The sequence below is a fragment of the Chryseobacterium lathyri genome (genome assembly GCF_003290185.1).
Taxonomy (GTDB): domain Bacteria; phylum Bacteroidota; class Bacteroidia; order Flavobacteriales; family Weeksellaceae; genus Chryseobacterium; species Chryseobacterium lathyri.
This window is the reverse complement of record NZ_QNFY01000001.1, coordinates 13,633-26,247: the sequence shown is the minus strand read 5'-3', so window position 1 is coordinate 26,247 and position 12,615 is coordinate 13,633. Positions and strand designations below refer to the sequence as shown.

Genomic DNA, 12,615 nt, shown 5'->3' with positions numbered 1-12,615 from the left:
TAAATGTGTCTAATGAATAGATTTATGATGATCGCTAAGTAGTTATTTCAGCTTCTCTCTGAAAATTATCCTTTCATAAAATTCACCATCATCAATTTTCAACAATTACCCTCTTCATTTATTTTTCTGAATAATCACTTTGAGGAGCTCCCAGATAACTTGGTTTAAGGCCTCCCGTATCAATTAGTATTTTCTCTAAAACAATTCCCGGCTCCAGAATCCTGAATCTTAACGTATGTTTGCCTGGTTGTGAAATCTGATGCTTTGTCACCGATTTAATGATGTGTTCCGACTGCCATTTTCCCAATTCTCCACGGTAATGTCCATTGAAATTGACAGTCTCAGGTTTTCCTCCATCGAAGGAAATCTCATAACGCAATCCTTTGTTATGGTTGAAATTTAAAGTCGGAGCTAAAAGCAGCTGAACTTCAACTTCACCTTTAGATTTAAAATTAATATCATATTCCAGATAGATATTTTCATCGGATTTCGGGTAAGCATTCTGGGGAAAAGTCGTTATCCCGGATTTTGTTTTCCCGAAATCAGGAATCACTTCCCAATGAATCCTGTCCGAATTATTCATTCTCGCAAAATTTTCCGCTTCTATGGAAACATAGCCGTTTTCTTCTGCAAATATTTTATCTTTCGGAGTGTCTGCTTCAGAAACATAGATCACTTCAGGCATTACATTTACTTTTCCGTCGAACCAGGCTTTGTATCCTATCTTCATTTGATCCATCATATGCGTCCATTTTCCTTTGGCAATTTCATTGTTATATTTATTGTCGAGATAAGCATTTCTTTCAAAACATTCCTTCACTTTATCTGCGTAAAAATTTGCCTGAATATCATTTTTGGCAGCCAGTTCTTTATTTTTAGCCACTGCATAATACATTTCATATAAATTGCTGCACGCATCGATTGGGTATAGAACCAACTGATAATAGGCATCCTGATATTCTGCCGGAATCTGGTCTTTTAAACGTAAAGCATCCACTGCTAATGATCTGTAGTCATTCAGTACTGTTTCAAATTCATTATAATTTTCGAGGCTGAATGTTTTACTGTCAAGCGTTTCAGGGGTAACTCTTCGATTATATTTGGCATAGAGATTAATCATTCGGGCAATTTCCTTTGAATGTTTCTCACCAAACTGCTGTGCTGCCCATTTTTCGGTATAGTCAAGAAGATTTTTAGCGTTAAACTGTTTGGGATTCCAGGCCATTTCAAGGAAAAAACTGATCGGAAATTCCATTGGCTTTAAATCGCCCACATTGACTACCCAGACTTTGTCGACTTTATGTTCGTACGAAAGATTCATCTGCTCCCAAACTCTCTGTATGGGACTGATATTGATCCATTTAGAATTTCTCGGTCCACCTACGTAATCAAAATGATAATATATTCCGTAACCGCCTTTATGCAAGGGTTTTGAAAGATCCGGAAGCTTTCTCACGTTGCCCCAGTTATCATCGCAAAACAGCAAAATAACATCATCCGGAACCCTCATGCCTTTATCGTAATAATCCTGAACCTCTTTGTACAAAGCCCAAATCTGAGGTGTTTTATCCGCTTTTTTACCGGTTACCTCAGCAATAATTTTGCGTTGATCTTTTACGATTTTTTCAAGTAAAGAAATATTGGTTCCCTCTCCCATTGCTTCATCACCATCGCCACGCATTCCAACAGTAATGAGTTTTTCCCAGCTTTTGCTTCTCACAATTCCGGCTTTCCAGAATTCCTGCAAAACTTTAGAATTTTTGGAATAATCCCAGACATTCGGGAGGTTATTTCTTTTGATATACCGGTGCCAATCGGTCTGCGCCTGCGCCATCGGCTCGTGGTGAGAAGTTCCCATTACGATTCCCATTTCGTTGGCTAATGGCCCGCTCAAAGCATCATCGTCATAAAATGCTTTTCCCCACATGGCTGGCCAAATGTAGTTGCCTTTCAGGCGAAGGATCAATTCAAAAACTTTTTCGTAAAATTTTGAATTAATACCTCCAAAAGTGGCTCTAGCCCAACTGCCAAGAGATGGTTCTTCATCATTCAGGAAAATCCCGCGGTACTCTACAGCAGGTTCTCCATCGGTATATATTCCTTTTTTGAAATATAAATTTTCTTTCGTTTCAACCGGAACATCCGCCCAGTAATGCCAGGGTGAAACGCCAATCTGCTGCGAAACTTCATAAATTCCGTAGATGGTTCCTCTTTTGTCACTTCCGGCAATCACAATAGCTTCCGAAACTCCGGGAAATGGATTGCTGATATTCTGGATGACGTATTTTTCTGTTTTCCCGATTAATGATTTCCCGTCGATCTTTTTTTGTCTGATTAAATCATCGATCACAGATTTTGTTCCGACTGTTCCGATGATAATTAAAGGAGAAGTCGTTCCGGAAATCTGATTCAGAATGTTGGGTTGTTCGCCTGTGACTTTCTGAAAATCTGTTTGGAGGTTCTTTACGGCTCTCATAATTCCTGCATCCATCTGAGCATCTGCATACAGGGAAATTCTGACTGATTTGTCTTTCAGAAGAATAACATCATTAGTTTTTTCTGTCGTGATAAACCGTTCGGTTGCCTGTATATTACCAAAAGCACCCAACAACAGTACAAAGAAAAATAGTATAGGTAATCTGTTCATAATCTTATCTTTATCTGATTGAAACCTTATAGGTTTTAAAAACCTATAAGGTTTATTTTGATTATTATTTTCCACAGGTTGTACCTATGGCTATTCATATTGAACCCTCTGGGTTCTTTTGTAGCGAATCGCATGCAGCCCGACCTGAGTGGAGCTCTTTTTGTGGAGCGAAGCGGAACAAAAAAGCGGGAACGGAGGGCGGATAAAGCTGCCCAAATTATTCCTAAATTAATTCTTCAACACAAAACCGCCATTCGGCTGAATTTCAATTTCGTATACTCCTTTTTTATTGATAGAAATCTGTTTTGTAAATGTGGTTCCGGATTTATCATCATTAATAAGTTCGACATTTTTGCCTGCTAACATCGGGAGATTAAGTTTAAGTTTTCTAACCGTTTTTTCTGCATTCACCCCGACAACATACCATTTATCCTGATGCCTTCTTGCAATGACAGAATATTTCCCGGGATAGCCGTCGATAAAAACCGTCTCATCCCAAAGTGTCGGAACATCTTTCATAAAATCAATCTGGAATTTTGGGGCATCAGCCAGGTTATTCGGCATTACTGCAAACATCTGAACGGGATTTTGAAACAAAACCGCTGTCGCCAACTGAAATCCGTCTGTTGTATGTCTTTTATTTTTATCCTTGTTTGATTGGGTTAAAAATTTATTGAGAAAAGTGCCGCCAAACTCCATACTTCCCACCGTATTCCTGATAAACGGATGCAAGGTTGCAAAGAACGCTTCCTGCTTACGGACATCTTCTGAGAAATAGAGCATTTCCGAAGCTAAAACGGCTTCACTTCCCGCATAATTCGGGTACATCACTTCCCAGCCTCGCGGTAAAGTGGCGCCGTGGAAAATAATCGTTAATCCGAAATCATTAGCATCAGACAAAATATCTTCGTACAGACGCATGGTTTCCTGTTTGTCTCCGCCGAAGAAATCGACTTTCAGGCCTTTTACTCCGACTTCCTTTAGCCATCTCATTTCTTTTTTCCTTTCTACGGCATTGCTCATTTTGTTTCTTGGGCCCATCGGTGCATCGTTGGCAGCTCCGTTGGAATTGTACCAGAGCATCACACCCACATTTTTGGATTTCGCATACTGAACGAGTTGTTTCATCCGCTCTTTCCCTATATTTTTATCCCAAAGTGCATCGATCAAAATAAATTCATATTGTAAAGAAGAGGCAAGATCTATGAATTTCACCTGATCATCATAGTTCATGCTTGCATCCTGCCATAATATCCAGCTCCAGGTAGAACGCCCAAACTGATATTCCTGCGAAGGCTCGTAAAGCGGTTCTACCACATCAAAAGGAATTGTAGTTTCTACGATCGGTTTCAATGAATCTCCAATGCTAATGGTTCTCCACGGTGTTTTTCCCGGAAGTGAAATCGCTGCTCCGGAACTTCCGAAACCGTTGTTTTCCGCCATATTTGGATACGCTACCTGATAAAGATTTTTTTCTGAGGTGGTGCTGAGATGTGAAGCGCAGTACAAACTCGTCACGCCAGTCTCCGAAAGCAAAACCCAGCCGTCATTTCCGATATGGAAAAGTCCGGGGAAAACATAACCATAGTCGGCTTTTGTTCCCAATTCTGCATCCGCTTTGTATCCGCTTTCGTAGCTTGGTGCTGTTCGGGCAAATCCACTCATCGGCTTCATCATCGGTGAGAGAAATGTCGTGGTTTTTGTCGGGAATCTATAGCCGGTAACTTCCGACTCTACAACCGCACTAAAATGGTCTTTCATGGACGGAATCTCATAACGGAAAGCAATATTATTATCGCTAACCTGAAACTCAATTTCAAGATCGAACTGATCTGCATTCATAAAGCTGACCATCAAAGTATTGGCTTTATACTCAATTTCAGATTTTTTTATCTTTTTGTTGCTGTATTTTTTAGAAACAACATCTTTTTTGCTGTTGATGAATTTTAAATTTTTAGAAAAATCAGATTCATTGGTGATCAACCCCAACGGAGACTTGTCGAGTATTGTTTCTCCCTGAGAACTTACAGAGTATAATGCTTTTCCTTCTTCTGAAAATACATTCAGCTTCAATTTGCCGTCCGGACTGGAAATTTCAGCAACTTGTGCTTTAACTTCTGATAAAAGACAGAAAATTATTAATGACAGAAATATAAGTGTTGCTTTTTTCATTTTAAATTATTTTGAAAACATCCAATAATCGAAAAACATGATATCTTTTTCCGCTTTACCATTACACACGAAATAAAGATTGTGAATGCCTGTAATTTTGTTGGATAGATTAGTCGTAACTGTCTCGAATCGATCGTCTCCACCGGTAAGAGGAACTTTTATGGTGGCAGCAACCGGCCCGTTTAAACCGTCTAAATGAACATCCATTGTGACACCGCTGTTATGCGTAGTTCCAACACGGGCAGAAAAAGATGATGCGCCATCTTTTCCAAAATCAACATTCTTTACACTGGTGTAAGCGCCATTTTTCTTTGCTTTAATGAAAACTCCCGCTGCTTTGTTCTGATAAGATTTTACGTTCTCTGACCACGCAATCATTTCTGCCTGATTGAATGCGTAAGGATTGACGTTTGCAATGGCATCCGTAATACCGTTGGTCATTTTAAAAGGCGAAATAGAGCCGTCTTTATTAAAATTAAGTTCCTGCACGCTTACCGATCTTGTAAATCCACTTCCGCCCGGCAATGCACCGTTGTGGTAGAAGAAATACGTTTTCCCTCTGAAATCAATAACTCCGGGATGATTGGTAAAGGATTTTCCTTCCGCAGGCATTATGATTCCGCCATATTTCCAAGGACCTTGTGGACTTTTACTCGTCGAATAGCCGATAAACTCGGGAAGCGGACCGCCCGGCCAGAAAAGATAATATAAATTTTTGCGTTTGTACAGCCACGGACCTTCTTCGTATTTGGTAGGTCTTTCGGGATTTCCTTCTCTTTTACCAAAAGATTCTTCGGTCATTGGAACCTCAACAATTTCGCCGGAATAGGAAATCATATTTTCATTTAATTTTACATATTTAAGCTTTGGATTCCCCCAGTACATATGGGCCTGACCATTGTCATCAATAAAAACCGTAGGATCGATGTCCCCCCATTCGCTCTGAACCAATGGCTTTCCCAACGGATCATGAAACGGACCAAAGGGACTGTCGGCAACAGCAACTCCAATTGCGCCTTTGTTATTGGTTTTGGAAATCATCGGTACGTACATAAAAAACTTTCCGTTTCTTTCGATGCACTGTGCTGCCCATGCATCACGTTTTGCCCAATCGAAATCGTTGTAGGAAAGGATAACGCCGTGGTCTGTCCAGTTGACCATGTCGTTGGTGGAAAATACCTTCCAGTTGTTCATGGTAAACCATGTAGAATCATCTTCATCGTGACTGGTGTAAACATATAAACGGTCATTGAACACCATCGGAGCCGGGTCCGCGGTATAAGCGGTTTGAATGATGGGATTTTGGGCAGAGAGCGATAATCCTGTTAAAACTAATCCGATATTCAGAACATACTTTAAAACCTTTTCCTTCATGACTTTGATTTTAGATTAGTTCTTTACTGATTGGGGCACAATGGTAAACTCAGAAAATTTGCTTTTGTCAACAGGCTTAAACAACAACTGCGAAAAAATATATAAATCATTTTTCCAGACTTTGAAATCGTGACCACCCGGTTCCACATAAAAAATGTGAGGAATATTATTTTGCGTCAGATAATCACTTGTTCTTTTACTAAAAGGCATCAGCCTGTCCTGATCGCCGCAGGAAATCCAAAGGAGTTTTAATTCTTTAGCTTTGGCAGGATCTGAAAGCAACTGTTGAGGTTCTTTGGTATTCGGAGCGGAAGAAAAACCGCCTACCCAAGCAAATTTGTCTATATTTCCTAATCCAAAATTCAGGGATTGTCCACCACCCATGGACAGTCCGGCTATTGCTCTGTTTTCTCTGTCCTTTTTTACAGGATATTTTTTTTCAATGAAAGGAATAAGATCGTTCAGCAAATCTTTTTCAAATGTTGCAAAAGCTTCGACTTTATCTTTTGCCATAATATCACCCTTGGCTCTGTCGTCTTTCATCGCCCTCCCATTGGGTAAAACAACGATCATTGGAGTCAACTTTCCCTGTGCATACAGATTCTCAAGAATAATTTGGGGGGTTCCGTTCCTGAACCATTCTTTTTCATCTCCGCCAATGCCGTGAAGCAGGTACAAAACCGGATATTGAGCTTTTTTTTCAAAACCCGGAGGTGTATATACCAAAGCTTTTCTTTGGGTTCCTACCGTTTTTGATTCATAGGTTACGGTATCAATTTTCCCGTGGGAAATTTCTTTCTTTTCAATATCAAAACCTTGCGGTACCTGTTTATCAAAAGTTTGTGCAGAAATAAATATTCCTGACAAGATAAAACCTAAGGCTAATACAACTGATTTATTCATGAATTTTTTATTTGTATTTTTAACACTTATTAATTGGGATAAAAAAATATTACGATTAGTAATTATTTCACCATTTATATGATCTTATCTAACGTATATATTTTATGTTTAATGAATCCGTTATTCTGAAAAAATCAACATCTACAAAACCTCCTGTACTTTTTGTGGCATAATTAAAAACCGCGAATTTAGAACCCATAAATAATCTTCTGTAATCGAAAATCATTTTATATTCTTTTTCCATAACCATCCAGTTTTTTTGATCGGTGCTGTAAGAAAAATCCGCCAGATCTTTTCCAAGGTTAAAATCAGCTTCAATACGAAGATAAACGGTGTCTGAAGTGAGAGGAAAACGCTTCTTTTCTTCTTTTCTCACTCCTAAAATGGCTTTTGTTTTGTTATCAAGACTGACATCACTGGTAGAAAATGTGATAAATTTCTGATTGCCTTCTTTTATAACTGAAAGCAAGCCGGAATCGCCGTTAAATGCACTGAAACCTGTAACATCACCATCCTTCATTCCTCTTAAATCTAAAGCAACCACAGCGCTGGATTTCGGGCCTGTCATTCTTTGCGTTAATGTATTCGGAGCAGCGTAAACATTATCCACTACCCGACTCGTTTTCAACCTTATAAATCCTTTCCTTTCAGATAAAGACCAGGCTTCGTTTACAGGATTATGGTTCCACTGCCACTGGATTTTCAATTTTTCACCAGAAAATTCGTCACTTTCTACAATGTTATTTTTGGGTTTAAACGGAGGAAGCGGAACTTCACCATTCAAAGGGATTTTTCCATTATTTCCCAAAACCGGCCAGTCGTTTTCCCATCGTACAGGAATCAAAATCGGGACACGCCCCACTCCACCTCTGTCCTGAAAAATAAGCGAATACCAGTTACCGTTCTTATCATCAATCAAAGCCCCTTGTCCGGCATATGAAAATCCTAAAAAATTATCTTCCAGAATGATTTTTTTCTCATAAGGTCCGGTCACTTTATCTGCTCTGTAAACTTCCTGACGGCGCTTTTCACCTTTAGGCCAGGAAATCATCATCATATAATATTTTCCGTTTCTTTTAATAATCTGATTACCTTCTAAAAGTCCGGTTTCCGTAGAGTCTTTCTGAAAAACAACAGTTCCGTCAGAATTTCCGATGACTTCTTTAAAATCAGGACTTAATTCAAAAACTTTATTGGAAGTAAAAACATATACCTTGTCATCATCAAAAAACAAAGAAGCATCGTGAAAATGTCGGGTTCTGGTAATGAGTTTCCAATTGCCTTTTTCAGGATTATCTGTTACATAGAAATAGGATTTGAAAGGCTCATCGTTCGGAGAAAACAAAACGTAATATTTCCCTTTGTGATAGCGGATGGAAGATGCCCATTGCCCTCGACCGTAAACTGTTCCGTTAAGTAAATCATACTTAGAATTATCATTCAGCGTATTAAAAACATAGCTTGCCATTTCCCAATGTACAAGATCTTTGGAATGCATGACCGGAGCTCCCGGCATCAGGTGCATGGTGGTACTGATAAGATAAAAATCATCCCCGTTTCTGGTCACTGATAAATCCGGAGCGTCTGCCCAGATAATGGGATTGGTAAATGCTGTCGTCTGCGGCTTCTGAGCAGGATTTACCTGGGCTGAACAATAATTCAGCCCGATAAACCCCAAAAAAGAAACTATATAAAACGATTTTTTAGTTTTCAAAACTTTAATAATTTTGCTTGGTTATTTAAATTTTTTCTCTCGCCGATTTTATGGATTTGGCAGATGATTGTGTTATTAAAATCGGCTTAATCCGGAGCTTATCATTTTTAATGTTAATTAGGTACAATATCATTAGACGAAGTGCTGTACAAACCAATCAAACTTCCGGTAAATCCGCCTGCAACATCGGTAGAAAGAATATCTCCGGAAACAGAACCTCCAAGGTTTTTGAAGTTTTTGCCATCCAAAGAATAATTAAATTGATGTTCATCTTTTTCACCAACGACTTGTAATCTGACCGTTTTAGAAAGCGAAATCTTTTCGCTGGCCACCAGTTTTGATTCTCCTTTTTCTGTTCTTTCCAAAACAATGTAAAAATCTTTGTCTTTTTTTGTGATTCCGAATACATAGTTAAATCGTTCACTTTGGTAACAGGTAATTCCTGCTAATTCTTTTTCAGATTTCGGTTTGAAATCCAGTGTTACAGAAGTTTCAAAGTCTTCGTGCTGCAATCTGTGAAATAATGCTGAAACCGGTGCCAATGCTTTAATATTGGTCTCAAAAGGAGTTACTTTTAGTCCGTTCTTAGTAGCAGTGATAAAATTCTCACGGGGTCCGCGCATCGCAATCCATCTGTAATCCAGTTTTTTTTCGGTCAGTTTATCATTATACGTGAAATTTCCGTTCGGGAAAAATCCATTTTGTCCGGTCTGATTTTTTACACCTTCCGGCAATTTTAATTTTGGTTTCATTGGTACCAGTCCGTTTTGGAAAACAGGATACGTTCCGCTCCAGTCAACAGGAAGAATGAAAGTTTCGCGGCCACTGTTCACCCTGTTATTTACATTCGGACGAATAGCTAAAAAGACACCGTAATATTTACCATCCGGAGTTTCCACCAAATCGGCATGGCCCGCCCAATCCACTTTATCTTTTCTATCTTTCGGAAAATACCGCTGTGTCAAAATGGGATTATTCATTGCAGGAACAAATGGGCCTTTCGGAGAATCTGACATAAAAATAACTTCGCTGTGATTACCTCCTGTTCCGCCTTCTGCACACATCAGAAAGTATTTTCCATTCTTTTTATATAAATGTGGCCCTTCTATCCAGATCGGTTTTTGGGAAAGATCGACTCCTCCATTCACAATAATTTTATCTGAACCTGCTACAACCTGGTCTTTTTCCAAATCATAATCCCACATTTTGATCACACGGTGACCGTTGTACTGCTCAGTTCCTTTCGGCGGTGCATCATTGTGAACGATATAAGCTTTGCCATCGTCATCAAAGAAAATCGAAGGATCGATACCATCAAAATTCAACTTTTGCACCTCACTCCAGCCTTTTGCAGGATCTTTGGTTTTCACAACCATATTTCCGATTCCACTGGCAATCTGCGTGGTGATCATATAAAAAGTATCGTTGTGCTTATTATATTTGATATCCGGAGCATAAATTCCTTGTGAAACACCTGATTTTTCCACTTTCAATTGGGAAGGTCTGTCCAAAACGTGCCCTAACTGTTTCCAGTTGACCAAATCTTTTGAAGTGAAAATAGGAACACCAGGAAACATTGAAAATGAAGAATTGACCAAATAATAATCGTCTCCTTTTCTGGTAATACTCGGGTCGGGATAGCACCCCTGAAGAATCGGAGAATAAAATTCATTTTCTTTCAGTGGGTTGTTTGTGTAAATTTTATCATTTCCACGATAGGAAAAGTCTGAGAAAGTCTGTGCTGACACGTTGGCAAAAGATAATAAGGCAACAGCAGCCATCAACGTTGTTTTCTTTTTCAAAAATATCGGATTCATTGTTCTCTGTCTCATAGTATATTTTTTAGTTTATTATTTAGTTTTTAATGTGTTACGTTTTTTTCCAAAATGAATTTTGATCTTTACATTGGTTTTCTTCTGTTGATCAACCAGATAATTCCCCAAGCCGCAACGTAAGAAACCCCGGCAATAAAAAATATGATGTTGTATCCGCCGTTGATGTTTCCTGCTTTTTTGAAGGTATCCAAGACAATTCCGATGAAAAGCGGAAAAATAATTCCTGCTGCCGAACCGAGCATTCCGCCAAAACCGATAACCGAACTTACATAGTTGTTAGGTAATTTATCTCCAACTGTTGTCATCAGATTGGCTCCCCAACCTTGGTGCGCTGCAGTGGCGAAAGCAATGATGATGGTAATCAGCCACATATTGTCTACATATTTTGAGAACATCACCGGAACGACCATCAACGCAAACAAGAGCATTGTCAAACTTCTGGCTCTTCCGATGGCCCAGCCTATTTTAATTAAAAATGAGGAAAGATAGCCACCCCCGATGCTTCCAATCGTGGTTCCGCTGTAAATGATAATCAACGGAATAGAAGGTTTTGTCATATCCATCTTGAATACGTCTGAAAAATAAGCCGGCAGCCAGAACATAAAGAAATACCAGATTGGATCGGTCAGGATTTTTCCGATGGCAAATGACCAGGTGACTTTGTATTTTAATATTTCAGACAACGGAACTTTAGACTGTTCTTGTGTTTTTCCGTCCTGATCACTTTTAATATACTGTAATTCTTCCTTACTCAGCTTTTTTGTTTTTTCCGGAATGCTGTAGAATCTCCACCAAAGGACAATCCATAACAAACCTAAAGCCCCGATCCAGACGAAGGTTTCCCGCCATCCGTAATGTCCCAGAATGAACGGCACAAGAAGCGGTGCTAAAATGGCTCCAACCGTTGCTCCGGAGTTGAAAATCCCTGTTGCCAAAGCTCTTTCTTTTTTCGGAAACCATTCTGCAACAGATTTTATCGCTGCCGGAAAATTTCCTGCCTCACTGATTCCGAGTGTACTTCTCGCAATGATAAATCCAACGGTGCTTTTCACAAAACCGTGTCCTATGGAAGCCAGACTCCAGACAATCAACGAAACGGCATACCCTATTTTGGTTCCTACCCTGTCTATAAATCTTCCCATCGCAAGATATCCGATGGCATAAGTGGTCGTGAATGCCATTACAATGTAGCTGTAATCTTTTTCGTCCCAGCTGAACTCTTTTTCAAGAACAGGTTTCAGTAAACCCATTACCTGACGGTCAAGATAATTGATCGTGGTGGCGAGAAAGACCAAAGACAGCATCAACCATCTTATGTTACGGTTTTTAGGAGCCTGCATTTAGTTTTGATTAAGTTGTTGCAATAGGTTCTGAACTTTTTCTGTGAGCTGTTCTGATGTAAAATCTGTTCTGACGAGTGAACTTCCTAAACCGACAGCAACAGCGCCACCTTTCATCCATTCTGTAATGTCATCAAAGTCAGCATTGATGCCTCCGGTCGGCATAAAATTCATTCCCGGAAAAACAGGTTGAATGGATCTGATATAATTTTTGCCTAAAGCATCTGCCGGAAAAATCTTCACTAACCGAAGTCCGTTCTGAAAGGCTACATTGACATCGGAAGGAGTAAAACATCCTGGAATTAAATTGATATTTTTTGCAACAGAATGTTTTACCAGTTCTTCGCTAATAACAGGTGTAATGATGAAATCTGCTTTTGCATCGGCATAATCATCCATTTCCTTTATATTTTTCACGGTTCCGATTCCCAGTAAAAGTTCTGGAAATTCGTTGGCTGAGATCTCTTTTAATTTAGTAAAATTCTCCAATGCCTGAATACCTCGGTTGGTATATTCTATCACACGGATTCCTACCTCGTACAAAGCTTTTACGGTATTTTTTGAAACCTCAAACGATTCATTGTAAAACAACGGAACTATTTTCTGGTCTTTTATTTTTTGTAGCATTCC

8 protein-coding genes are annotated in these 12,615 nt (G+C 39.3%); all 8 read right to left on the bottom strand.

Annotated elements, in window-relative coordinates; all coding sequences use genetic code 11:
* Nucleotides 1-118: 118 nt before the first annotated feature.
* Complete coding sequence (locus tag DRF61_RS00085) at nt 119-2,647, bottom strand: glycosyl hydrolase 115 family protein (RefSeq protein WP_111952775.1); 2,529 nt, start codon at nt 2,645-2,647, stop codon at nt 119-121.
* Nucleotides 2,648-2,875: 228 nt separating this feature from the next.
* Complete coding sequence (locus DRF61_RS00080) at nt 2,876-4,819, bottom strand: glycoside hydrolase family 97 protein (protein ID WP_111952772.1); 1,944 nt, start codon at nt 4,817-4,819, stop codon at nt 2,876-2,878.
* A 6-nt stretch (nt 4,820-4,825) separates the two neighbouring features.
* Nucleotides 4,826-6,193, bottom strand: coding sequence for a glycoside hydrolase family 43 protein (locus DRF61_RS00075; RefSeq protein ID WP_111952769.1), 1,368 nt, complete (start codon nt 6,191-6,193; stop codon nt 4,826-4,828).
* Nucleotides 6,194-6,208: 15 nt separating this feature from the next.
* On the bottom strand, nt 6,209-7,096 hold the full coding sequence (locus DRF61_RS00070; RefSeq protein WP_111952766.1) for an alpha/beta hydrolase: 888 nt from the start codon (nt 7,094-7,096) through the stop codon (nt 6,209-6,211).
* Between the two features lie 88 nt (nt 7,097-7,184).
* Nucleotides 7,185-8,810 (bottom strand): glycoside hydrolase family 43 protein, encoded by a 1,626-nt coding sequence (locus DRF61_RS00065; RefSeq protein WP_111952763.1) that lies wholly within the window; start codon nt 8,808-8,810, stop codon nt 7,185-7,187.
* 113 nt (nt 8,811-8,923) lie between these two features.
* A complete protein-coding gene (locus DRF61_RS00060; RefSeq protein WP_111952760.1) occupies nt 8,924-10,642 on the bottom strand; it encodes a glycoside hydrolase family 43 protein in 1,719 nt (572 codons plus the stop codon).
* A 68-nt stretch (nt 10,643-10,710) separates the two neighbouring features.
* A complete protein-coding gene (locus DRF61_RS00055; RefSeq protein ID WP_111952757.1) occupies nt 10,711-11,985 on the bottom strand; it encodes an MFS transporter in 1,275 nt (424 codons plus the stop codon).
* Nucleotides 11,986-12,612 carry a bifunctional 4-hydroxy-2-oxoglutarate aldolase/2-dehydro-3-deoxy-phosphogluconate aldolase gene (locus DRF61_RS00050; protein WP_157963348.1) on the bottom strand — a complete coding sequence of 209 codons (627 nt, stop codon included), beginning with the start codon at nt 12,610-12,612 and terminating at the stop codon, nt 11,986-11,988.
* Nucleotides 12,613-12,615: the final 3 nt, after the last annotated feature.

Bases quoted from the DNA above. Each gene is read 5' to 3' on its own strand.
- DRF61_RS00085 (WP_111952775.1), bottom strand. From the start codon at position 2,647: ATGAACAGATTACCTATACTATTTTTCTTTGTACTGTTGTTGGGTGCT.
- DRF61_RS00080 (WP_111952772.1), bottom strand. From the start codon at position 4,819: ATGAAAAAAGCAACACTTATATTTCTGTCATTAATAATTTTCTGTCTT.
- DRF61_RS00075 (WP_111952769.1), bottom strand. From the start codon at position 6,193: ATGAAGGAAAAGGTTTTAAAGTATGTTCTGAATATCGGATTAGTTTTA.
- DRF61_RS00070 (WP_111952766.1), bottom strand. From the start codon at position 7,096: ATGAATAAATCAGTTGTATTAGCCTTAGGTTTTATCTTGTCAGGAATA.
- DRF61_RS00060 (WP_111952760.1), bottom strand. From the start codon at position 10,642: ATGAGACAGAGAACAATGAATCCGATATTTTTGAAAAAGAAAACAACG.
- DRF61_RS00055 (WP_111952757.1), bottom strand. From the start codon at position 11,985: ATGCAGGCTCCTAAAAACCGTAACATAAGATGGTTGATGCTGTCTTTG.
- DRF61_RS00050 (WP_157963348.1), bottom strand. From the start codon at position 12,612: ATGCTACAAAAAATAAAAGACCAGAAAATAGTTCCGTTGTTTTACAAT.